Here is a 21,724-nt window from a genome sequence, read left to right as displayed (position 1 = left end):
GGCGCCGGGTTGGTCCGGTTGCTGTGTAATCGACGTATAGAATCCGGATGCACGGCACCGCGCCCCGGGGCCGGAATCAGCAACTCGGCATTTCCGGGCAATGGGGCAGAAATCATGGTAGCTCACGACAACAGGCAAGCCGATGCGGCACACAGGTCCATGCTGGCCCTGATTGTGCCCGTGGTGCCTGCCGTTATCGCCGCCCTGCTCCTCTGGCAGCTGCCGCGAGTGATGGCCGGTGAGGTGCTGGCCTTCGGCTGGCACTGGGTACCCAGTCTCGGCATCTCCGCGCGCTTCTTCCTCGATGGCCTGAACATGCTGTTTGCCCTGCTGATCAGTGGCGTCGGCGCGTTCGTGGCGATTTATGCAGGAGCCTACCTGTCCGGCCACCCCCACCTGCGTCGTTTCTACTTTTACCTGTTGCTGTTCATGGTCGGCATGCTCGGGCTGGTGCTGGCGGCAGACCTGATTACCCTGTTCGTTTTCTGGGAGCTGACCACCATCGCCAGCTACCTGCTGATCGGCTTCGATCACAGCAATGCCAAGGCGCGCCGCTCGGCGTTGCAGGCACTGCTGATCACGGCAATCGGCGGGCTCTGTCTGCTAGCAGGGCTGATCCTGCTCGGCATTACAGCGGGCAGTTTTGATTTGCTGGAGATCCTCGAACTCGGCGACGAATTGCGCGCCAGTGCGCTGTACCTGCCAATCCTCGTGCTGGTGCTGCTGGGCGCTTTTACCAAGTCGGCACAATTACCATTTCATTTCTGGCTGCCCAATGCCATGGCAGCCCCGACTCCGGTCAGCGCCTACCTGCACTCCGCCACCATGGTGAAAGCGGGTATCTACCTGCTGGCCCGCCTGCACCCGGTGCTCGCCTACACGCCGGCCTGGCAATGGACACTGACGCTGGTGGGGGCCGCCACGCTGGTGGTGGCCGCCGTACTGGCCCTGCGCCAGACCGACCTGAAACTGACCCTGGCCTACACCACCCTGGTCGCCCTCGGCACGCTGACCATGTTCCTCGGCGACGATGATTCGGTGCCCATCGCCGCGGCAGTGACCTTCATCCTGGTGCACTCGTTTTACAAAGCGTCGCTGTTCATGGTGGTAGGCATCATCGACCACCAAACCGGCACCCGCGAACTGGGCAGTCTCGGCGGGTTGCGGCGGGCAATGCCTGTTACCTTTGTGGCTGCAGCCGCCGCGGCGCTGTCCATGGCCGGGTTTCCGCCATTTCTCGGCTTTATCGGCAAGGAACTCAAATACGAGGGTGCACTGGCGATTGCCTCGGAACCATTGCTGGTGGCGGGGGCGGCCGTGTTTGCCAATGCGTTGATGGTCGCGGTGGCCGCAATCCTGGTGTTCAAACCGTTCTTTGGCCCTCGGCAGCCAGCCGGTACCAATATCAGTGAAGCTCCCCTGGCCCTGTGGCTCGGGCCACTGGTACTGGCGGCACTGGGGCTGGTATGCGGTATTGCCACCCCGCTCGTTGCGGAAAGCCTGATACAACCGGCGGTAACGGCGATCCTGGGCCGGCCCGAAGTCGTGAAGATGAAGCTCTGGCACGGGCTCAACCTTCCCCTGCTGCTGAGCGTCGTTACCTTCACACTTGGAGTCGTGGTCTACCTGCTGCAGCGGCCCATTCGAGCGGCGCTACAGGAGTTGCTCCAGTGGCTGCCCCTGAGTGGCGATCGCCTGTGGGATCACTTCATCGACGGCATCAAACACCTGGCGGCCTGGCAGACACGCCTCCTGCAGCACGGGGTGATGCGGCGCTACCTCTCGATCATCTTTGCCACCGTTGCGGCGGCCCTCGGCTACGTGCTGCTGCGCAATGGCGATATCGCGGTCGACCTTGAATGGCCCCAGCTCACGGTCAAGGAGTGGGCGGCGCTGGCACTTACCTTGGCCGGCGCCATGATGGCCGGTGCAGCCCGCGCCCCCCTGGCGGCCATCTGTGCCCTCGGCGCGCTGGGTGTGGGTCTCGCGCTGATCTACCTGTTTTTCGGTGCCCCGGATGTGGCCATCACCCAGCTGCTGGTGGAAACCCTGTTCCTGGTCCTGATCGCCACCACCCTGCATCGGCTGCCGGTATTTTCCGGCGTGCATACGCCGCGTTTCCGTCCGCTGGATGCCTTGCTCGCCATCACCGTGGGTGCCGGCGTCACCCTGTCGATTCTCGCCGTCATGCAGACACCATTTGACGCCACCACGAGCACTTTCTTCGAGACCGCCGCGGTTCCCGAGGCGTACGGCCGCAATATCGTCAATGTGATTCTGGTGGACTTCCGTGCACTGGATACGTTTGGCGAGATTCTGGTGGTATTCACCGCCGCCATTGCCGCGGCGACCCTGATCGGCCACCGGTTGCAGAGGAAGAAACATTGAACTCGGTCATTCTGCAGACTGCCACCCGGGCGCTGGTGGCCCTGATTCTCTTGTTCTCTGTCTACATGCTGTTGCGGGGCCATAACTATCCCGGCGGCGGATTCATTGGCGGCCTGATCGCGGCTGCCGGTTTCACCCTCTTCGCCATGGCCTGGGGTACCGCAGCCGCGCGCCGTGCCCTGCGCATCGAGCCCGGCCGGCTCGCCGCCCTGGGGGTTCTACTGGCCGGCCTCGCCGGGGCAGTGGCCGCACTGCTGGGCGAGGCGCCATTCACCGGGCAGTGGCTTTTTCTCGGCGGTGCGGAGGGCGACAAGGGCCTGCCGGTGAGCACCATCCTGATATTCGATATCGGCGTTTACCTGTCGGTGGTGGGCGCCGTACTGGCCCTGGTATTTGCCCTGGAGGAGGACGCCTGACATGGAAACCGCGCTTGCACTGCTGGTGGGAATTCTCACCGCCACCGGGGTCTACCTGATGCTGGCACGCAATCTGTTGCGCTACCTGTTCGGTCTGATCCTGCTGAGCAACGCCGCCAACCTGGCCATCTTCACGGCGGGGCGGCTCACACGTGCCTCCCCGCCACTGGTGCCAGCGGGGCTGGAGGCACCGGCAGTTGCAGTCGCCAACCCGCTGCCACAGGCGCTGATTCTGACTGCCATCGTGATCGGCTTCGGCCTGCTGGCCTTCACCCTGGCATTGATCGTGCGGGCCTATCGCCGACTGGGCACCCTCGACGCCGACGACATGCGCGTCGCCGAGCCGAGGAAAAAGCCTGAACAGGAGAACAGACACCCTTGAGCTGGCTGCTGGCACTGCCGTTCCTGTTGCCCATCCTGGCGGCCCTGCTGACTTTTCTCGGCCGGGGCAGGCCGCGGCTGGCCCGGGGACTGTCGCTGGGCAGCTGCGGGCTCCTGCTGCTGGTAAGCCTGGCCATTCTCGCGCTGGTGCAGGCAAACGGCGTGGTGGCCGCACAGATGGGAGGCTGGCCGGCGCCGTTTGGAATCACCCTGGTGGCAGACCGGCTGAGTGCGGTGATGCTGGTGGTGGCAGCGGTGGTCGGCCTGACGGTGGCACTGTTCGCCCTGTCCGATATCGATACCCACCACGAACAGCTGGGCTTTTACAGTTATTACCAGCTGCTGCTGGCCGGCGTGTGTGGCAGCTTTGTCACCGGTGACCTGTTCAACCTCTACGTCTGGTTCGAGGTGATGCTGATTGCCTCGTTCGCCCTGCTGGTCCTGGGCGGCGAGCGCATCCAGCTGGATGGCGGCATCAAGTATGTGGCCATGAACCTAGTCTCCACCCTGCTGATGCTGACCGCCATCGCCCTGCTCTACGGCCTGACCGGCACGCTCAACCTGGCACAGCTGCACCTGGCCGTGACGGAAGTCGACAACCCGCTGGCAGAAAACCTGCTGGCAGTGCTGTTCATCTGTGCTTTCGGCATCAAGGCAGCAATTTTTCCGCTGTTTTTCTGGCTGCCGGCGTCCTACCACGCGCCGCCGGTGGCGGTGACGGCGGTCTTTGCCGGGCTGCTCACCAAGGTGGGCGTCTACGCCCTGATCCGCACATTCACGCTGATATTCCCGGCCGGCGACAACCTCGCCCACGAAATCCTGCTGGCCACGGCCCTGCTGACCATGCTCACCGGTGTGCTGGGCGCGGCGGCCCATTATGAGTTCCGCAAGATCCTGGCCTTCCATATCGTCAGCCAGATCGGTTTCCTGGTACTGGGGCTCGCCCTCTACAGCCCGCTGGCGCTGACCGGGGCGGTGTTCTACATGGTGCACAACATCGTCGCCAAGACGAACCTGTTCCTCATCAGCGGCACGGCACAGCGGCTCACCGGCAGCTTTGAACTGGCGCAGATCGGCGGCCTCTACCGGGTCAGCCCGCTGCTGGCGGCGCTGTTCTTCATCGCCGCGTTCAGCCTGGCCGGCTTCCCGCCGCTGTCCGGCTTCTGGGCCAAGTTCCTGCTGGTCAAGGCGAGCCTGGACCAGGCGGCCTACTGGGTGGCGGCGGTGGCACTGGTCACCGGGGCGCTGACCCTGTTCTCCATGAGCAAGATCTGGGCGGAGGCGTTCTGGAAAGATCACCCCCGCGACGACTGTGCCAGCCTGGCGACCCTGACGGCGGGGGATCGCCTGCAGCGACTGCTGCCGGTCATTGCCCTGGCCCTGATTACACTGGTTCTCGGCCTGGCGCCGGAACCATTCATCGAGTTTTCCCTGGCGGCGGCGGGCCAGCTGCTGGATCCGGGGGACTATCTCCGCGCGGTGCTGGCACCGCCGGCAGACTGACCCGAGACAAGGAGGCCGACGGTGCGCCTGTTTCTGCTCAATATCCTGCTGGCCATCAGCTGGTCGGCCCTGACGGGCATTGCCACGCTGCTGAATTTTCTCGCCGGCTTCGTGATCGGCTATCTGGCGCTAGCTGTCTCCCACCCGCTGCTGGGGGATCGGGAATATTTTCGGCGGGTACCGCGGGTGCTGCGGCTGCTGCTGTTTTTTCTCAAGGAATTGGTGCTGTCGAGCCTGCAGGCGGTCTATGAGGTGCTGTCGCCAACCCTGCACAGCCGGCCGCGTATCGTGCGGGTGCCACTGGAGATACGTGATGACAACCAGATCCTGGTGCTGGCCAACCTGATTTCCCTGACCCCGGGCACGCTGGTTTTGGAGGTGTCGCCGGACCGGGACGCCCTCTACGTACACACCATGTTCGTGGACGACCCCGACGTCTTCCGCCGGGAGATCCGCGAGGGCTTTGAACGGCAGGTGATGGAGGCTATGTCCTGATGCTGATCAACCTCAATGACAGCACGACGCCATTGATGGCCTTCGCCATCGAGGGCGCCTCCTGGCTCTTGTTACTGGCACTGGCGCTGTGTTTCCTGCGTATCGCCCGCGGACCGACGCTGGCGGACCGGGTAGTGGCGCTGGACGTGCTGAATATTCTCGCCGTGGCCTACTGTGCCCTGCTGGCCGTCGCGTCCGGTCGCGCCGTCTACCTGGACGCCGCCATTGCCCTGGCGCTGGTGGCTTTTCTTGTCACCGTGGCGTTTGCCCGCTTTATCGAACGCAGCCACGCGCCGGGGACCGCCCGCAGGGAGGGACAGTCCGATGCCAATCAGTGAAATCGTGATTGCCGTGCTGCTGCTGGGTGGCAGCTTCTTCGGCTTCACCGCCGCGCTGGGGCTGATCCGCATGCCGGATACCTACACCCGCATGAGCACCTCGGGCAAGGCGGCCACGCTGTGTTGCGGGCTGCTGCTGGCGGCGGTGGCGCTGCTGTTTCGCGATGCACAGGTCACCGCCCGCGCCGTGGCCGCCATCCTGTTCCTGCTGCTGACCGTACCGGTGGGAGCACATATGATCGCCCGCGCCGCCTACCGGGTGAAAAACCCCATGTGGGAAGGCACCGAGATCGACCGTGACCTGAACAACGGTGTAAACGGAAAAAGCGCGGATACCGAGCGCAACGGGTGAGCGTGCACCAGACAAAGGGCGCCGGCGGGAAATTCCTCAGGGATTGCAGATCTGGCAGCGCCCGGGATCGGCAAACTGCTCCTCGACCGGATAGCACTCCTCCGCCCCGCAGTGCGCGCAGACCGCCCGCCTCTGCCTGAGGCAGCCGGTGGCGAAGCCGCAGCCACCGCAGGGCAGGCCGAAGTCCAGTTGATCCGGCCAGAAGTCCGGCGCCGCACAGCCGGGGCACCGGCTCAGCAGGCGCTCACGCAGGTTCTCGGCCGCCTTGCGGATGGCAACCTGCCGCTCCGGGCACACCATGGCGCGCAGATCCGGCTGGATGCGCAGTGGCCACGGGAAAGGATCGCCCTCGCCGGGCGCGCAGCCGGTTTTCTGCTCGAACAACCGCGAAGCGGACTGCAGCAGAGCCTCCGCTCCCAGCAGGCCCTTGTCCAGGTACCCGTCGGTTTGTAGCAGCCAGCCCTGGCGGGGATCCCGGGCCTGCAAACCGGCGCGCAGGCTGTCGGCGTCTGTCGCCTCCCACTCCCGGGTTTCAAACGGGCCCTCGGCGCTGGCCACGATTTCCAGGCCACTCTCCAGATCCACCAGCACCAGCAGCTCCTGGTCCCAGCCCACCAGCCCCGGCAGGGGACCCCCACCAAAACTGCCTTCGCTGCCGAGGCCGATGCTGGCGCCGGTCAGCTCACAGGCCAGGCGCGCCTTGTGCCGGGCGCAGTCGACGGGGCTGAGCGTGCGCTCAATTTCACCGGAAAAGGTGCCGAGGGTATCGGTATCGAAGGCGTCGGTGTGACGCAGGGTGAGGAGGCCATCCCCGGCGAGGACGGGGCCGATCACGGACTCTTTGCCGTGTTGCGTGAGCAGCACCGCGAAGTCCGCGGACAGCCGCTTGGGTTTGTGGTGTGACATTGGTTCTGCCCGCCTGACCGGATCAGCTCAGCATAGCGCCCGCGGAGAAAGCAGCCCTCGCGGCCAGGGGATTCAATCGCAGCGCCTCACGTGGGATTAACAATCACAGAGACGCTGCGGCCGCTATCAGGCAGGGCGCCGGGTTTCGCCGTAGAGCTCCGCCAGCATGGCATCGATACGTTTGGCCAGGGCCTCCTGGCTGTCGTCCAGCAGGATCACGTGGCCCATCTTGCGCCCGGGGCGCAGGCTCTTGCCGTACAGCCACACGCCCTCGTTGGGCAGGCTCGGCTCCCGGTCCACGCCCAGCATATTGATCATGACTGCAGCGCGCTCGGCAGTGGTATCGCCCAGCGGCATGCCGAGGATCGCACGGATATGGTTTTCGAACTGGCTGGTTTCCGCACCGGCCAGGGTCCAGTGACCGCTGTTGTGCACCCGTGGCGCCAGTTCGTTGATCAGCAGGCCGTCCTCGCTGACGAAACACTCCATCGCCAGCACGCCGACGTAGTCCCACGCGTTCAGTAGCGTCGACAGGTATTCCTCTGCGGTGCGCTGCAGCTGTTCGTCCACGTGGGGTGCCGGTGCGGTGGAGACCAGCAGCGTGCCGCGGTAGTGGTCGTTCTCTGCCAGCGGGTAGGTCACCACTTTGCCATCGGCGGTACGGGCACCGATCAGGGACACCTCGCGGGAGAAGTTCACGCCCTGCTCGACCACGTACTCCTGTTCGTCCTCCTGCGCGACGACTTCGTCGCGGATCGCCGCCAGCGACTCGTCGCTGTCCACCCGCCACTGGTTCTTGCCGTCATAGCCGTTTTCGCAGCTCTTGATGAAAGCGGGGTAACCCAGCTTTTTCACCGCGACACAGATCTCGTCGTAGTCGTTGGCCGGCAGGAACGGGGAAACCGGCAGGCCGGCCGCGGTGATGGCGGTTTTCTCGCGCAGGCGGTGCTGTGTCTTCTCGAAGGCGTCCGGGCGTGGGTAGACCGGACAGAACTGTTCCAGCGCCCGCAGCAGTTCCACGGAGACCTGCTCGCGCTCGGCAGTGATCACTTCCGGGCTGCCCATGGCACGGTAGAGCGCCTCGGCATCGGCGCCATCGCGGGCGTGCACGATGGTGCCCAGGCCCTCGACACAGCCGGTATTCTCGTCGCCCTCGGCGAGGAAGCTGAATTCGACCCCCAGCGTGCGTCCCTCCTGGGCCATCATCTGTGCCAGCTGGCCGCAACCAACGATTCCAACGCGCCTGTCTGTCATCTCTGCATTACCTCAACTGTTACCCGACTTCTCCGCACTTTGGCCGATGTCACTCGACCTCGAACGGAACCTGTGCACTCTGGCGCTCGCGCCAGGCGATCAGGCGCTGCTGAAGCTCCTCGTCGGACAGCGACAGCATCTGTGCCGCCATCAGGCCGGCGTTGAAGGCGCCGGAGGCACCCACGGCCTGGGTGGCAACTGCCACGCCCTTGGGCATCTGTACGATGGACAGCAGGCTGTCCATACCGGTCATGAACTTGCTCTCCACCGGCACACCGATGACCGGCAGGGGAGTCATGGCGGCAATCATGCCCGGCAGGTGGGCGGAACCACCGGCACCGGCGATGATCACCTTGGTGCCGTTCTCGTGGGCCTTGGTGGCAAACTCCACCAGCCGCTGCGGAGTGCGGTGGGCAGAGACTACTGCGGTGGCAAACGGCACTTCCAGCTCGCTGAGCGGCTGGGTCGCCTTCTGCATGGTCGGCCAGTCAGATTGCGATCCCATCACGATAGTGACTTTTTCGAAGGGAATCTGTTTCACTTAGGGTTAACTCCAGTGTTGCGCGGGCGCCAGCGAAGCGGTCATCGCCACCAGCTTAATAAGAGGGGAAAGCCACCGCCGGAATCACGGCGATACGGGCCTTTGCGGTCCGCTCTGGCGCCTTCACCAAAGCGGCTCTGGCGGCCACCCCGAATTAAAGGCGGTGAAGGATACCAAAACTCAGCGAGAAAGCACGCGGTACGGGGCTTTCCGGGCAATCCACCCCCTTTCGGAGGCCGCTTTCCGTCCCCACTGGCCACCCTACTCAGGGTAAGGCCGGCAAAGCGCGACCACCACGGCGCCTGTGGTCGACTTTCACTCCTGCCCGGCCCGCCCTCCGCACGCGCGATTGTCCGACACCCGGCGCCCACGCTGCTACTGTTGTCCCCTGACCTCTGATGTACTTCGAGGGGAAACTCGGCCCTGCTGCAACAAACTCGGCCCTGCTGCAACAAGGGAAGGATGAGATGATCCCGGGACCGGGGCTAGCCAGGCGAGTGGGTAACCAATCGGGTAGCGATCCCCAATGAAATATGACAAGCGAATATGGGGCTGGGCATTTTACGACTGGGCCAATTCTGCCTTTGCCACGGTTGTGCTGGCCGGCTTTTTCCCGCTGCTGTTCCAGGACTACTGGAGCGCTGACTCAACGGCCGAGGCCGCCAACCTGCGCCTGGGCTGGGCCAATGCCGCCGCTTCACTGGTCATCGCCCTGTCAGCGCCATTCCTCGGTGCCATCGCCGATCGCTCAGGCGCACGCAAACGGCTGCTGTTGCTGTTTGCCCTCGGCGGCATGCTGGCCACTGGTCTACTGGCGGGCGTACCACAGGGCAGCTGGTTCGCTGCGGCCCTGCTGTTTGTCTGCGGCACGGTCGGTTTTCTCGGCGCCAATCTTCTTTACGACGCGCTGCTGGTCCATGTAGCCCCGACGGAACGCTGGCACGCGGTCTCCGGTCTCGGCTTCGGCCTCGGCTATCTCGGGGGTGGATTGCTGTATCTGGGCTGTGTGGTGGCCGCACTGAAACCGGAGATGTTCGGCTTTGCCAACGGCACCGAGGCGGCCCTGGCCGCTTTTGCCATCACTGCCCTGTGGTGGGCAGCCTTTTCGCTGCCACTGTTGTTGCTGGTTCCAGAGCCCGCCCCCGTCGGCTCCACTGTGCCCGGCAGCCTGTGGCGGCAGAGCGGCGGCCAGGTACTGGCAACCCTGCGCACCCTGCCCCGCCATCGATATTTGTTGATGTTCCTGATCGCCTACTGGCTGTATATCGACGGGGTCGGAACGGTCATTCGAATGGCGGTTGCCTATGGCCGCGCGCTGGAGTTCGAGCGCTCGCACCTGATCCTGGCTTTACTGCTGGTGCAGTTTATCGGCTTTCCCGCCGCCATTGTCTTCGGTCACCTCGGCAACCGCATTGGCCCGCAGCGGGGTATCTATATCGGGCTTGTCGTCTACACGGTCGTGTGTGTCTGGGGTTTCTTTATTCAAGCGCCCTGGGAGTTTTTTGCCATTGCCGTCCTGATCGGGCTGGTGCAGGGCGGCGTGCAGGCATTGAGCCGCTCCTGTTATGCACGGTTGATTCCCGCCGCGGAGAGCGGTCAGTTCTTCGGTTTTTACAATCTGATGGGCAAGTTTGCCGCGCTGATCGGCCCGCCGCTGTTCGGACTCTTCGGCACCTGGTTCGGCGATGTACGCTTCTCCATGCTGTCGCTTATCATCCTGTTTGCGGCCGGCGGAATTCTGCTTTCGCGAATTCCCGCTTCGGCCTTCAAGTGATGACTACCGGCCGGGCCTGAGTAACTGCCGCTACTGTTTCCCCTGCAAAGGCTCGACCATAGGGACGCAATGGCCGCGCAGGTGCAGTGTGCGATACCGATTGAAGGAATGGGGTCTATGGGCCCCCGGGGAGAGGGGCCCGGTCAACGGAATTACCCGGCCTCGCTCACTCCGCCACCGGCAACGGCGGCTGGCTTTGCTGGCGAGGGAATTACACGACGGCCGTAGGCGGCAAGCAGGAAACCGACCGGGAACATCAGCACGCCGTAGATGGCCGAGGATACTGACATCTCGCTGGAATGCAGCAATGTCAGGGTAACTGTCATTCCCACGGTCCCGTTTTTGATGCCCAGCTCCGTAGCAACCGCGAGAGCTTGCGGCCGTGATAGTCCACACGCACGGCTTGTAAGCAAGCCCAGCGCGACACCGAGCAAATTAAGCAGGATGGCAGATGGGCCGGCCAGGGCCATCAACTCCAGGAAACGATCGCGGATGTCGTAAATCAGGGCTACTACCAGCGCCGCCAGCACCAAGCCGCCAAAGATACTGACGGCACTTTCGGCACGACTGGCGAAGTGTGGCAGCCGGGCGCGAATGATCATGCCGATTACCAGTGGTAGCAGCACAATGGCTGAAAGCACCACAACCGTGCGGCCAAACGGCAAAGCGATCTCCCGCTCGGCGCCCATAAAAAGCTGCAGGGCAAAATTGGTGAACACCGGCAGGGTCATTACCGTAATGAGGCTGGCAGACACCGTCAGCACGATGGACAGGGCCACATTGCCGCGTGCCAACAGTGTGAAAAGGTTGGAAGTGGCGCCACCAGGGCAGGCGGCGATGATGACGAGACCAACGGCGATTGCCGGCGGCAGGCCGAGCAACCAGCAGAGCGCGAAAGCAACCCCTGGCATGACCAGAATCTGAGCGATAGTGCCCAGAACAAGTCCGGCGGGTTTCACTGTAACCTGATGAAAGTCCCTGACCGTCAGCGTCATGCCGATACCGATCATGATGATGAACAGGGAGATCGGCAGACCGATCGAGATCAATGGACCTGATTCCACGGGAGGCTCCTCTCATTATCTCGTTATTCTTTTGTTTGCGTCTGGCAACGCTCTGGCAAACCCTAGCACAGCCCCGAATGCCGCGCCGCCTTTTTGCTGCGGTCGTGAGCGGGCTACTGGCACGGGCTGCGACACCGTAATTCCATGACTGATTACTCCCCCATTGTCGAACCGGACCACTGGGCAAACCTGCTCTGGTCACTGGGCGCACCACATATCGTGCGCGACTGTGGTCTGCCGCTATTGCCGCCGGAGCGGCAGGCCGAACTGCGGGACTTTTTCGCTGCGCCGGCAGAGCGGGCACGCCTGCAGCCGGCACTGGAGGAATTCCTCGCCGGACAGGGTACGCCGCGGCTGGGCATTTACTTCGAACACCTGTGGGCCTTTGCCTTCCAGCACCATCCCCACTACCAGTTGCTGGCCCGCAATCTGCCCCTGCGCGAGAACGGGCGCACCCTCGGCGAGCTGGACTTTCTGGTGCACTATCTTCCCGACCAGTGCAGCGAACACTGGGAACTGGCGGTGAAGTTTTATCTGCAGGTGGACCACACACACTGGGTCGGCCCGGGATTGCGGGACCGGCTGGATACCAAACTCGCGCGGATGCGCGACCACCAGCTGCCCATCGCGGAAACACCGCTCGCCCGCGCCATCCTCGGCCGGCGGTCGATCGAGGTATCCCGGCAGTGGGCCGTCGTGCCCGGCCGCCTGTTTCGACCAGTACAGGCACCCCCACCGCTGACTGCAGAGATCAATCCGGCACTCTGCGACTTCTGGTGGATCACAACTGATGAATTCACCCGCCACTTCCCCAATAGCGACTGGCGCTGGGCACCACTGCCCAAGCAGGCCTGGCTGGACGATGCCGGTTATCGTCTGACCGGGGGCGTCGACAGCGCACAGCTGGCCGCAATACTGCAGACAGGGCCCGGCAGCCGGCCGTGGTGTGTCGCGGCGCGTTTCCGGGGCCGGGAGGTGAGCCGGGGCTTTATCGTGGCCGGGGACTGGCACGAGCGGGCGGTCAGGAGCCTCGAAACACGGGACTGAAGCACCCGTCATCCACCCCGATCCGCGCCGGCAGGTAACCATCTCCTACACTTTTCGGTTCAAACTGATTGACAGGCAACGTCGGATATTTACAATTTTCAGAAATTTCTGAAATTTCAAAAGAAAATGGAACTAACCGGTCAGACCAGGGCCTTCGTGCTGCATTTCGGTGAGATGGGCAGCCGCTGGGGATTCAACCGCACCGTTGGCCAGATGCTGGCGCTGCTGACGGTGCACCATGAACCCTTGAACGCGGAGCAGCTGGCCGAGGCACTGCACGTGAGCCGTGGCAACGTCAGCATGGGGCTGAAAGAGCTGCAGGCCTGGCGGCTGGTGGAGCTGCGCCACAAGCCCGGTGATCGCAAGGATTACTTCACTGCCGCCGGCTCCATCTGGGAGATGGCCCGTACGGTGTTCGAGGAGCGGCGCAAGCGGGAGCTGGACCCGACCCTGTCTCTGCTGCGCCAGCTGCTCCTCAATGAACCGGAAAACGAGCGGGAGGCGGAGGCACAGGAAAAGATGCGCGAGGTCTATGACCTGCTGGAATTGCTCGACCAGTTCGCCAATACCCTCAGCCGCCTGGACGAAGGCGACCTGCTCAGACTGATGAAACTGGGCTCCGGCATCACCCGTCTGCTCGAGCTCCGCGACAAGGTGAAGGGAGGTACCGCCAGCAAGACCGATCGCTAAGGATTGGGGCGCCCAAGACCAGTCCACCAAGGGAGAGCCATTTACCAATCACAGAGGTTCCCATGCTCGATACCCTGATGCTGTCGAGAATCCAGTTCGCAGCCAATAGCAGTTTCCACATCCTCTTCCCCACCATCACCATTGCGCTGGGCTGGATCCTGTTCTATTTCAAACTGCGCCACGACCAGACTGACAACCCGGTATGGATGCGGGCCTACCGTTTCTGGGTCAAGGTGTTTGCACTCACATTTGCCCTCGGGGTGGTCAGCGGTATCACCATGTCTTTCCAGTTTGGCACCAACTGGCCGGGCTATATGGAGACCGTGGGCAATATCGCCGGACCACTGCTGGGGTACGAGGTGCTCACCGCATTTTTCCTCGAAGCCACTTTTCTGGGCATCATGCTGTTCGGTATCAACCGGGTACCGAGCAAAGTCCACACTTTCTCCGCCTTCATTGTCGCCGTCGGCACCACCCTCTCCGCTTTCTGGATCCTGTCGCTGAACTCCTGGATGCATACCCCCACCGGCTTCGAGATGCGCGACGGCGTCGCCCATGCCACCAGCTGGCTGGAAGTAATTTTCAATCCCTCTTTCCCCTACCGCTTCACCCACATGCTGATCGCCTCCGGGCTGACCGCCGCCTTCTTTGTCGCCGGCCTGTCTGCCTACCGGATCCTGAAGGGCGACCACAAGCAGGCACCCCGGCTGACGCTGAAAACCGGCCTGGTGATTGCGGCGGTGCTGGCGCCGATCCAGGCCTATGTGGGCGACCTGCACGGGCTCAACACCCTGGAACATCAGCCGCAGAAAATCGCGGCCATGGAGGGCGTCTGGGAAACCGAACGCGGCGCCCCGCTGCTGCTGTTTGCCATCCCTTATGAGGAGCAGCGCACCAACCATTTCGAGATTGCCATCCCCAAACTCGCGAGCCTGATCCTGACCCACGATGCCGATGGCGAGATCGTCGGCCTCAATGACTTCGACGGCGATCATCCACCGGTCAGGCCGATCTTCTTCGGCTTCCGCCTGATGGTGGGTATGGGTCTGCTGATGATCGCCGTGGCCTGGACCGGCTGCTACTTCCTGCGCCGTCGGGGTGAGCTGCCGGAGTGGATGCTGAAAGTCGTGGTGGGTATGACCTTCTCCGGCTGGGTCGCCACCCTGGCGGGCTGGTACGTCACCGAGATCGGCCGGCAGCCCTGGCTGGTAACAGGAGTGCTGTCCACCGCCGATGCGGTGACGCCACTGGCAGCAGGGAACGTCGGATTCTCCCTCGCCCTGTACCTGAGTATCTATGTCATCCTGATGTGGGCCTACGTCCACACCCTCCGGGTCATGGCCCGTAAAGCCGTCGAGGTGGAGGAGTTTGAAACCACGACACCGCAGAAGGAAGGCACCATCACCAACCTGCCCGGTGCGGCAGAGGAGGGCGCGGCATGACACCGGAGACCATGACCTTCAATGATTGGCTGCCGGTGATCTTCATCGGCATCATGGGCCTGGCAGTCCTGATTTACGCGGTACTGGATGGTTACGACCTGGGCGTCGGCATCCTGCTGCCGATGCAGGACGAGGATGAACTCCAGCGCGACACCATGATCGCCTCCATCGGCCCCTTCTGGGATGCCAATGAGACCTGGCTGGTACTGGCCATCGGGATTCTGCTCATCGCTTTCCCTGCAGCCCTGAGCCAGATCATGCTGAGCCTGTATATTCCCGTGGCCATCATGCTGATCGGGCTGATCCTGCGCGGAGTTGCCTTCGACTTCCGCGCCAAGGCGGCCGTGGACCACAAGCTCACCTGGGACCGCGTATTCAAGGGAGGATCACTGCTGACCACCCTCTCCCAGGGCTACATGCTCGGCCAGTATGTAATGGGATTCGAGAGCGGCTGGCAGGCACAGATGTTTTCCCTGCTCAGCGCCCTGGGGGTTACCGCGGCCTACAGCTATATCGGCGCCGCCTGGCTGGTGATGAAGACAGAGTCCGACCTGCAGAAACGGGCCGTGCAGTGGACCCGGAAGGCGGGACGGGCGACCCTGCTCGGGGTGCTGGCAGTCTCACTGATCAACCCGCTGGTGAACCCGGGTGTTTTCGATCGCTGGTTTACCTATCCGCTGGTGATGTTCGTGCTGCTGATCCCGACCCTAACCTTCGCCGGCTTCGTGGTAAACGATCGCCTGCTGAAACGCCTGCCGAAGGAAAATGACCGGCACTGCCGGGTGCCCTTCTTCCTGACCGTAGGTATCTTCCTGCTGTGTTTCTCCGGCCTGGCTTTCAGCTTCTTCCCGGACATCATTCCCGGCGAGCTGGATATCTGGGCAGCGGCCAGTGCACCGGAATCCCTGAAATTCATCCTGGTCGGGGCGGTGATCGTGGTGCCGCTGATCCTCGCCTATACCGCCTTTTCCTACTACGTGTTCTGGGGCAAGGCAACGGAACTGAAGTATCACTGAGTGCACCGGCAGGTGCACAAGACCGAAACAGAAAAAGGGGGCATAGCCCCCTTTAACCCTCCTTGCTGCTCAGCAAACCCTGATCACTCGGAACTCAACCAGCTATCCTCACCAAGCTCCCTGATCACATCCGTTAGGTTCTTACACTTCCCGGAACCCTCACCCTCGCAGACAGAAATCTGACCTGAACTCAGACCTGTTACCACAGGATCGGTAGCACCTCTCCGCAGGAGTCTCGGCGGCTGTGCGGTGTGCATGTCGTCCAGAGTTTTCATGAAGGCCACCAGTGCGGCCTCTTCCTCCGGCGACATATTCAGATCCCCCGCCAGAATCCCGGGCGTCTTGAAGGCAGGAAACTCCGGTGCCGGCCAGCAGTCGTTGGCCAGGGCAACAGCCTCAGTAATGACAGTTCCGGCGGGCAGGATATCTTCACACACGTCTTTGACGTCTCTTGTGTTGTAGAAATGCACCACCGACTCCAGGCTCTTGAAAAAACCGTTATGCATATAGGCTTTTACGAAGTCCTCGCTGGGCTTTTTGAACACGTTGCGGAGAGTCTGCGAGCGCGTAAATCCCGGCCGATGCAACCCCGTAGTCTCTATCAGGCCCAGGTCGCCCGGGTCCCCGCTCGCGGCGATGAGCTCCGGATTGGGAGGCACACCAATGTTGTGGTAGGCCTGATCCGAATATGTCTGTAACAGCTCCGATCCATCGTCATTGGCAGGGTCATCGCTATGGCAGAAAGCACAGTTCGTGACCGCAAGATTCCTGGGATTAGGCGTCGTAATACCGGCAAAATTCACGTTATAGAAGAGATCATGACCAAGATTCTCTTCATCGGTGAACAGTACCAAGGGAAACTTTCCGTACTGTTTCTCCGGATTGGTTTTCTGCAAATCGCGGACCATCTTGCAGACTTGCGGGTCTTTGTAGTCCCTGAATTCATTATCGATACAGGCAAGCTCCGCCCGCAGCGCAAAATCCCGTTTCGAGGTAAATGAGTTGATGTCCCTGGAGTGCTGATAAGCACCGACAGCCAGCATCGACCGTTTGAAGGTGATATCGAGATGACGTTCTTCGCCTGTGGCAATAGCCGTGCTGCAGTTCGGTTCAACCCCCCAGGCCAGCTCATAAAGCCATGCATAGTTGGAACGGGCCACGGCCAGACAGACCTGGTCCCGCGGCATATTCTGCTCCACCACGTTGGGAATCGGATTCATTGCCTGGTCGGAGATCGCGCTGATGTAGCGGGCGTAGCGAAGGGCACGGGGGCTGGTAATATCGTGGAAAATTTCCTCGCCGATGTGCGGTGTTGATTGAATGCCAGCGGCGAACTCGCCCTCTATGAAAGGCCGTCCCAGTGCCCGCCCATCCCAGAAGTTGCCACCGCAATAGCGCTCGACTCCCGGAGGTGCGCTGGGCCCGCCCCGGTTACAGGGTAAAAAAGGGTCATTGAAGCTGGCGTAGGCATTGGTCTGTGGCTTTCTCCTGCCGACAAAACTGAAACCGGCACTGGTAACACCGACCTGACCCTGGTTGACCAGGGAATCGCCATGGGTTCCCCCGGCCGAGGGTTCATGACAGGTCACGCACCCCATCTCTCCTGAACTGGAGAGACTCGTGTCAAAAAATACATGTTTGCCCAACAGCTTGAGCGCGTGATCCCGCCCATCCTGCGCCAGGGCGCTCTGGCCAAATAAGGCCAGGGAAATGATTCCACCGAAAACCCAACCTCTGGAAAGGCGCTGTGGCCCTCCATCCCCATGAGAGCTCACCACGCTGTACCTCCTGTACATTCTGTTACCTCTTCGCGCGACTTCACAGCCATCGTTCCCCAGGAAACCGCGGCGAAATTACCCTAATGAAAACCCAAAGCAGCAATTCAACAGGGGCCCGGCTTACCTGCCGCAGATCCCGTCGCCATTGCAGGAACAAGGTTAGAACCTGTTCACATATTGACCGTGAATGTTCCGCCAATAATTTCCCCTGAAAAAAAAGGGTTAAACGCTGCGGCAATTCACCATGACAACTGCCCGAATATCCAAAATGTTTCGAATTCATACTGGTAAATATCATGTTTTTTTGATGCAGCTCACGCCGCAGGTGTTCACCGGTTGCGGGTATGGTCACAGTGCCAGATAATTCTCGCGTCACCAAAAGACAAAATAAGGCCGACCCATCGCAGGTCAGGCTCAGGTGATAACAACAAGGTTGAAAGTGCCACGGCCCGGCCACCAAGTGATCGGGCCAAACGAGAGAGTTGCCGAGCGTTGACAGACCCAAGCCCACCCTTGCCCCGAAGGCGATATACCACACTGCCCAGAAAGCCCCAGCGAAAGAACGGCCGCGAGAAATTCGAAACTCTGCTCGATACCCTCGACGGATTGCTGCAGTTTCGCGAAACCAGTGAGATCAGCCTGTCAGATCTGAGTGAAGCAGCCGGCGTACCTGCCGCGTCGGTGTATCATTTTTTCCCCAACCGCGAGGCGTTGTTTGCCGCATTGATGCAGCGTCACCTGGACACCATGGCAGACTTCCATCCGCTGCCGGCAGCCGCCGATCCGAGCTGGCAGAAGCGCGTGGAAGCTTTTCTCGATCTGTGGCAGGAACGGCTCTGTGGCAGTGAGTCGGTGATGAAGCTGCGCTTCGGACCCGCCCCCGGCTGGGCCGTGCGGGAACTGCTGCTCGAGGACCGGCGACGCCTGGGGCTGCTGTTGCTTGACCGGCTCGATACCGACTTCGAATTGCCGGCCACTTCACGCTGGGACGAGCACTTCCAGGTGGCAATGACCATTGCCGAGGGCGTCTGGTCGGGTGCCTACGGCCGTTTCGGACGGGTCGACGACCTCAGTATCCGGGAAGCCAGGCGGGCGGTTATCGCCTACCTGGAGTGCTTTTTCGGGGAGCTGCTGCCGCTGCGTATCCGCGCGGAGGAAGAGGCATTGCTGGACTGAACAGCAAGAGGCGAAAGTCACCGGCCCCTTCACAGGTGGCCGGTTTTCACATAAATCAGTGCACCCTCGCCCCGGGTAAATGGCGTGTGCTCACTGAGGTGGGGGCTGCGGATCCAGCTGCCCTGGGGATACTCGCCGTGCTCGTCGAGGAAGGTTCCCTCGAGCACCAGGATCTCCTCGCCGCCCAGGTGCATGTGCTGCTGGAACTGCGTGTAGGGCGCCCAGCGCACCAACGCCACCCGCTCCCCCTCCAGTTCGTGCAGGCCCAGCACCGAGAGCCCCGGCACCAGGCCCGGCTGCCACGGTGCCGAGCGCGTATCGATCACCGTGCGCACCTTTTCCTTTTCACTGTGCTGGTGCAGTTTGACGAAGATGGTACAGCCCTCCGGGCCGACCCTCGGACTGTGGCTGGAACCGATGGGATTACGGATATAGGTACCTACTGGATAGGTCCCATATTCGTCCCCGAACGCCCCCTCGAGCACCAGGATCTCCTCACCACCGCCGTGGGTATGCTCGGGGAAGGTGCTGTTGGGCGCATAGCGCACAAGCGAAGTCGCCCGCGCCACCTCGTCACCGATACGGTCGAGCATCATTCGCTCGACGCCGGCTACTGGTGACGGGCGCCACTCATAATCGGCCGGGCAAACCACCACCCGGCGTTCGAAATCGGCGTTCAGATTCATCCTACCACTCCCCTTCCCGCTCCTTTGACTATAGTGATGCACGTCCCGACCACCCCGTGCAATAGCTGTGAGAGGCGGGACACCGAGAGGCGCAGCTCGTAAGCCAGTGCTTACTGGCACTACTGCCGGCTGGATCACAGGGCACACAGGACAAGCTATAAAAAACAACTCCGTTAAGCCCGATAGTTATTTTTGCCATCCAGCAGTACAGGTACAACCACAGGCAACACTCACCTGCGTGCGCCAAATTCAACACTGCGGCTACACTGTCATTGTGGCCGTTCAAAAATTTTACAGGAGCTTGCCATGCCAATTCCTTCCCACTCCCTTGAGAATGACTTCCCCGAATACTCCGACACCATCCAGCGCCTCAACCGGGAAGACATGAAGTTCAAGACGGAGAGCGAAACCTACCACAAACTGGACAAACAGATTCGCGGGCTGGAAGAGCGCGGTGTGGCCACCGATGACAATCACTTTAACTCCCTGAAGATCCAGCGAGCGCACCTGAAAGATCGCCTCTATCACCGGATTTCCAATAGTCACCAGCCGCCGCTGCACTGACTGCGCGAGCTGGACAGTTCTGGCGCCCTCCCGCAGACTGCTGAAATTCACACTGACCGCGGCAGGGCGCCATGAAACTTTACCTCACCCACTCCTCTCCCTATGCGCGCACCGCCCGTATCGTGCTGCGCGAACATGGCCTGCTGCCCCGGGTACAGGAGAAGGAGTCGCACCCGTTCACCAATGACAGTGCATTTCTCACCGCCAACCCGCTGGGGAAAGTGCCCTGCCTGGTCACTGATGATGGCCAGGCCGTCATGGATAGCGAAGTCATCTGCGCCTACCTGGACCGGGAGCTGGGGAATGGGGGACTGACGGCACCACTGCATCAGAGCTGGCAACTGCAGACGCTCTACTCGGTCTGCTCGGGCCTGATCGATACGCTGGTGTTGCTACGCATTGAGAAGAGCCGCGAGCACGACGGGCTGCGCTCGGAGTTCTGGTGGCAGCGCTACCAGGATGCTACCCGCCGCACGCTTGACTATCTGGAGCAGCACATCGATATCCTGCCCGGAGAGTTGTCCATCGCCCAGATCAATCTCGCTGCTGCCCTCGGCTACCTGGACTTCCGGCACCCCGAGATCGACTGGCGCAGCAGCCATGGGAAACTGGCGGAAGTTACCGAACGCCTGGAGCAGCGTCCGGCCTTCCGCGATACGGTTCTGCGCGACTGACCCGGCCCGAATAACTGCGCCGGCATATTCCGCTGTTCCGATGCGGTGATCGGTTAGCCCGGTACCGCAACTACCTGCCTCGCCAGACGCCGCTTCTTTCGCGCATGGCGGCGCTTCTCGCGGCGCCTGTACCAGAGGGTAATCCCGGTAACCGAGAGAATCAGAGGACTGAGCCCCAGCACACACCACAGCACCCGGCTCCAGACACCGGCAAAGTCACCGAAGTGCAGGCGTCGGTAACTGTCGACTACCCTGGCCCCCAACGTCGCTTCGCGGATGTCGTAACTCAGCAGGTGTTCCCCGCTCTGGGCACCGTAAGTGACATTACTCGCGTATTGGCTGAGTAACGGGTTGTCCGCATGTACATCTCCCCAGAAAATGAGATTGGCCCCTGGCTCCCAGGGAAAGGAGATATAGGTGGTCTCGAAGTTGTCGATTTGTCGGCTGGCATCCTCCATCAATCCCTGCAGGGAGAGGTCATCGTTATAAAGGCGACCCGCCATTTTGTAATGTTCTGCTCCTGCGGCATGCTCTTCCATTTCATGGGCAAAATGGGTGATATTCCACCAGGCTCCGGTAAAACCCAGGATCAGCAGTACCGGGGCGCCCAGGGTCCCGACCAGTTTGTGCAGGTCAGAGAAATAGACCATCAGCCGCGCGTTCCAGCGCAAGGTAAAGAAGTTCTTCCAGAACTTGCGGTAGAGAATCAATCCTGAAATGCCCAGCAGGCACAACAGAATCGAGAACACGCTCGAGACCAGCATGCCCCAGTCCCCAAGCAGCAGGGTGTAATGCAGGTCCAGTAGCCAGTCCGTCAGGTGATGAGTCAGGCCCATGGGCGGCCGCAGCGGCTCACCGGTGTACTGGTTGATCAGGGCGTAGGTCCACTCGTCCGTCCCATGCTCCATGGTGTAGACCAGATCGGCACGCGCCTTATCCTGGAACAGCGCCCAGCCCACGATTTCATAGCTGGGGAAACTGCTGTTCACCGACGCCGCCAGCGTGTCGAGACTCAGACGTGCCCGATCACCGGAATCTACCCTCACTTTGTCTTCAATCAGCAGAGCATCGATCTCATGCTTGAACACCAGAATGCTGCCGGTAACACAGATCACCAGCAGAGGTACGAACGCTACCAGAGCCATCCAGCTGTGCAGCCGGAACAGGGTTTTATTCATGCTTCTTCAGTCCCGCCAAACAAAAAAGGGAGCGGCGGACATGCCGCCACTCCGATGCTGA

At 61.8% G+C, this 21,724-nt stretch carries 22 protein-coding genes; 15 read left to right on the top strand and 7 right to left on the bottom strand.

What is annotated here, in order from left to right:
• Positions 1 to 159 precede the first annotated feature (159 nt).
• The 7 genes from LVD12_RS07700 to mnhG are packed head-to-tail and all read left to right on the top strand — an operon-like array spanning position 160 to position 5,873.
• Positions 160 to 2,388, top strand: a complete 2,229-nt coding sequence (locus tag LVD12_RS07700) for a putative monovalent cation/H+ antiporter subunit A (RefSeq protein ID WP_237067127.1) — start codon at positions 160 to 162, stop codon at positions 2,386 to 2,388.
• Positions 2,385 to 2,804, top strand: a complete 420-nt coding sequence (locus LVD12_RS07695; protein ID WP_237067126.1) for a Na+/H+ antiporter subunit B — start codon at positions 2,385 to 2,387, stop codon at positions 2,802 to 2,804. The genes LVD12_RS07700 and LVD12_RS07695 overlap by 4 nt, the downstream gene beginning before the upstream one ends.
• 1 nt (position 2,805) lies before the next feature.
• Positions 2,806 to 3,186: a Na+/H+ antiporter subunit C gene (locus LVD12_RS07690; protein ID WP_237067125.1), complete on the top strand. Its 381-nt coding sequence runs from the start codon at positions 2,806 to 2,808 to the stop codon at positions 3,184 to 3,186.
• The gene (locus LVD12_RS07685; protein ID WP_237067124.1) at positions 3,183 to 4,688 is read left to right on the top strand and encodes a Na+/H+ antiporter subunit D; all 1,506 of its coding nucleotides are present in this window, start codon (positions 3,183 to 3,185) and stop codon (positions 4,686 to 4,688) included. The genes LVD12_RS07690 and LVD12_RS07685 overlap by 4 nt, the downstream gene beginning before the upstream one ends.
• Before the next feature lie 21 nt (positions 4,689 to 4,709).
• Complete coding sequence (locus tag LVD12_RS07680; protein WP_237067123.1) at positions 4,710 to 5,183, top strand: Na+/H+ antiporter subunit E; 474 nt, start codon at positions 4,710 to 4,712, stop codon at positions 5,181 to 5,183.
• Positions 5,183 to 5,521 carry a cation:proton antiporter gene (locus LVD12_RS07675; RefSeq protein WP_237067122.1) on the top strand — a complete coding sequence of 113 codons (339 nt, stop codon included), beginning with the start codon at positions 5,183 to 5,185 and terminating at the stop codon, positions 5,519 to 5,521. The genes LVD12_RS07680 and LVD12_RS07675 overlap by 1 nt, the downstream gene beginning before the upstream one ends.
• Positions 5,508 to 5,873: a monovalent cation/H(+) antiporter subunit G gene (gene mnhG, locus LVD12_RS07670; protein WP_237067121.1), complete on the top strand. Its 366-nt coding sequence runs from the start codon at positions 5,508 to 5,510 to the stop codon at positions 5,871 to 5,873. The genes LVD12_RS07675 and mnhG overlap by 14 nt, the downstream gene beginning before the upstream one ends.
• 36 nt (positions 5,874 to 5,909) lie before the next feature.
• On the opposite strand, the gene LVD12_RS07665 is transcribed toward mnhG, so the two are convergent.
• From LVD12_RS07665 to purE, 3 genes are all read right to left on the bottom strand, one after another.
• A complete protein-coding gene (locus LVD12_RS07665; protein WP_237067120.1) occupies positions 5,910 to 6,779 on the bottom strand; it encodes a DUF6671 family protein in 870 nt (289 codons plus the stop codon).
• Positions 6,780 to 6,905: 126 nt separating this feature from the next.
• Positions 6,906 to 8,033, bottom strand: a complete 1,128-nt coding sequence (locus tag LVD12_RS07660) for a 5-(carboxyamino)imidazole ribonucleotide synthase (RefSeq protein ID WP_237067119.1) — start codon at positions 8,031 to 8,033, stop codon at positions 6,906 to 6,908.
• 49 nt (positions 8,034 to 8,082) lie between these two features.
• Entirely contained in the window at positions 8,083 to 8,574 is a 492-nt protein-coding gene (purE, locus tag LVD12_RS07655; RefSeq protein WP_237067118.1) for a 5-(carboxyamino)imidazole ribonucleotide mutase, read from the bottom strand.
• Between the two features lie 526 nt (positions 8,575 to 9,100).
• Here purE and LVD12_RS07650 point away from each other — a divergent pair.
• The gene (locus LVD12_RS07650) at positions 9,101 to 10,348 is read left to right on the top strand and encodes an MFS transporter (RefSeq protein ID WP_237067117.1); all 1,248 of its coding nucleotides are present in this window, start codon (positions 9,101 to 9,103) and stop codon (positions 10,346 to 10,348) included.
• Between the two features lie 152 nt (positions 10,349 to 10,500).
• On the opposite strand, the gene LVD12_RS07645 is transcribed toward LVD12_RS07650, so the two are convergent.
• On the bottom strand, positions 10,501 to 11,412 hold the full coding sequence (locus LVD12_RS07645; protein WP_237067116.1) for a bile acid:sodium symporter family protein: 912 nt from the start codon (positions 11,410 to 11,412) through the stop codon (positions 10,501 to 10,503).
• 144 nt (positions 11,413 to 11,556) lie between these two features.
• On the opposite strand from LVD12_RS07645, the gene LVD12_RS07640 reads away from it, so the two are divergent.
• From LVD12_RS07640 to LVD12_RS07625, 4 genes are all read left to right on the top strand, one after another.
• Positions 11,557 to 12,459, top strand: coding sequence for a DUF1853 family protein (locus tag LVD12_RS07640; protein ID WP_237067115.1), 903 nt, complete (start codon positions 11,557 to 11,559; stop codon positions 12,457 to 12,459).
• Positions 12,460 to 12,585: 126 nt separating this feature from the next.
• On the top strand, positions 12,586 to 13,149 hold the full coding sequence (locus LVD12_RS07635) for a GbsR/MarR family transcriptional regulator (RefSeq protein ID WP_237067114.1): 564 nt from the start codon (positions 12,586 to 12,588) through the stop codon (positions 13,147 to 13,149).
• Between the two features lie 62 nt (positions 13,150 to 13,211).
• On the top strand, positions 13,212 to 14,591 hold the full coding sequence (locus tag LVD12_RS07630) for a cytochrome ubiquinol oxidase subunit I (RefSeq protein ID WP_237067113.1): 1,380 nt from the start codon (positions 13,212 to 13,214) through the stop codon (positions 14,589 to 14,591).
• On the top strand, positions 14,588 to 15,607 hold the full coding sequence (locus LVD12_RS07625) for a cytochrome d ubiquinol oxidase subunit II (protein WP_237067112.1): 1,020 nt from the start codon (positions 14,588 to 14,590) through the stop codon (positions 15,605 to 15,607). The genes LVD12_RS07630 and LVD12_RS07625 overlap by 4 nt, the downstream gene beginning before the upstream one ends.
• Before the next feature lie 83 nt (positions 15,608 to 15,690).
• Here the strand turns inward: LVD12_RS07625 and LVD12_RS07620 are convergent, their stop codons facing one another.
• Entirely contained in the window at positions 15,691 to 17,403 is a 1,713-nt protein-coding gene (locus LVD12_RS07620) for a cytochrome-c peroxidase (protein WP_255771664.1), read from the bottom strand.
• A 495-nt stretch (positions 17,404 to 17,898) separates the two neighbouring features.
• Here LVD12_RS07620 and LVD12_RS07615 point away from each other — a divergent pair, with 495 nt between their 5' ends.
• Entirely contained in the window at positions 17,899 to 18,561 is a 663-nt protein-coding gene (locus tag LVD12_RS07615; protein WP_237067108.1) for a TetR/AcrR family transcriptional regulator, read from the top strand.
• 29 nt (positions 18,562 to 18,590) lie between these two features.
• Here the strand turns inward: LVD12_RS07615 and LVD12_RS07610 are convergent, their stop codons facing one another.
• Positions 18,591 to 19,247 carry a cupin domain-containing protein gene (locus tag LVD12_RS07610; RefSeq protein ID WP_237067106.1) on the bottom strand — a complete coding sequence of 219 codons (657 nt, stop codon included), beginning with the start codon at positions 19,245 to 19,247 and terminating at the stop codon, positions 18,591 to 18,593.
• Between the two features lie 306 nt (positions 19,248 to 19,553).
• Between LVD12_RS07610 and LVD12_RS07605 the strand changes: the two genes are divergently transcribed.
• Positions 19,554 to 19,811: an HP1242/YdcH family protein gene (locus LVD12_RS07605; RefSeq protein ID WP_237067104.1), complete on the top strand. Its 258-nt coding sequence runs from the start codon at positions 19,554 to 19,556 to the stop codon at positions 19,809 to 19,811.
• 71 nt (positions 19,812 to 19,882) lie between these two features.
• Positions 19,883 to 20,485 carry a glutathione S-transferase family protein gene (locus LVD12_RS07600; RefSeq protein WP_237067102.1) on the top strand — a complete coding sequence of 201 codons (603 nt, stop codon included), beginning with the start codon at positions 19,883 to 19,885 and terminating at the stop codon, positions 20,483 to 20,485.
• A 53-nt stretch (positions 20,486 to 20,538) separates the two neighbouring features.
• Here the strand turns inward: LVD12_RS07600 and LVD12_RS07595 are convergent, their stop codons facing one another.
• Complete coding sequence (locus tag LVD12_RS07595) at positions 20,539 to 21,663, bottom strand: PepSY-associated TM helix domain-containing protein (RefSeq protein WP_237067100.1); 1,125 nt, start codon at positions 21,661 to 21,663, stop codon at positions 20,539 to 20,541.
• Positions 21,664 to 21,724: the final 61 nt, after the last annotated feature.

Origin of the sequence: Microbulbifer guangxiensis (assembly GCF_021729075.1) — a bacterium.
Classification (GTDB): Bacteria; Pseudomonadota; Gammaproteobacteria; order Pseudomonadales; family Cellvibrionaceae; genus Microbulbifer; species Microbulbifer guangxiensis.
Note: the sequence above shows the minus strand (reverse complement) of the source record. Positions and strands in the feature narration are given on the sequence as shown.

Excerpts from the sequence above, each read along its gene's own strand:
- LVD12_RS07650 (WP_237067117.1), top strand. The coding sequence starts at position 9,101 with ATGAAATATGACAAGCGAATATGGGGCTGGGCATTTTACGACTGGGCC.
- LVD12_RS07640 (WP_237067115.1), top strand. The coding sequence starts at position 11,557 with ATGACTGATTACTCCCCCATTGTCGAACCGGACCACTGGGCAAACCTG.
- LVD12_RS07700 (WP_237067127.1), top strand. The coding sequence starts at position 160 with ATGCTGGCCCTGATTGTGCCCGTGGTGCCTGCCGTTATCGCCGCCCTG.
- LVD12_RS07630 (WP_237067113.1), top strand. The coding sequence starts at position 13,212 with ATGCTCGATACCCTGATGCTGTCGAGAATCCAGTTCGCAGCCAATAGC.
- mnhG (WP_237067121.1), top strand. The coding sequence starts at position 5,508 with ATGCCAATCAGTGAAATCGTGATTGCCGTGCTGCTGCTGGGTGGCAGC.
- LVD12_RS07690 (WP_237067125.1), top strand. The coding sequence starts at position 2,806 with ATGGAAACCGCGCTTGCACTGCTGGTGGGAATTCTCACCGCCACCGGG.
- LVD12_RS07660 (WP_237067119.1), bottom strand. The coding sequence starts at position 8,033 with ATGACAGACAGGCGCGTTGGAATCGTTGGTTGCGGCCAGCTGGCACAG.
- LVD12_RS07600 (WP_237067102.1), top strand. The coding sequence starts at position 19,883 with ATGAAACTTTACCTCACCCACTCCTCTCCCTATGCGCGCACCGCCCGT.
- LVD12_RS07610 (WP_237067106.1), bottom strand. The coding sequence starts at position 19,247 with ATGAATCTGAACGCCGATTTCGAACGCCGGGTGGTGGTTTGCCCGGCC.
- LVD12_RS07595 (WP_237067100.1), bottom strand. The coding sequence starts at position 21,663 with ATGAATAAAACCCTGTTCCGGCTGCACAGCTGGATGGCTCTGGTAGCG.
- LVD12_RS07620 (WP_255771664.1), bottom strand. The coding sequence starts at position 17,403 with ATGTACAGGAGGTACAGCGTGGTGAGCTCTCATGGGGATGGAGGGCCA.
- LVD12_RS07665 (WP_237067120.1), bottom strand. The coding sequence starts at position 6,779 with ATGTCACACCACAAACCCAAGCGGCTGTCCGCGGACTTCGCGGTGCTG.
- LVD12_RS07625 (WP_237067112.1), top strand. The coding sequence starts at position 14,588 with ATGACACCGGAGACCATGACCTTCAATGATTGGCTGCCGGTGATCTTC.
- LVD12_RS07635 (WP_237067114.1), top strand. The coding sequence starts at position 12,586 with ATGGAACTAACCGGTCAGACCAGGGCCTTCGTGCTGCATTTCGGTGAG.
- LVD12_RS07605 (WP_237067104.1), top strand. The coding sequence starts at position 19,554 with ATGCCAATTCCTTCCCACTCCCTTGAGAATGACTTCCCCGAATACTCC.
- LVD12_RS07675 (WP_237067122.1), top strand. The coding sequence starts at position 5,183 with ATGCTGATCAACCTCAATGACAGCACGACGCCATTGATGGCCTTCGCC.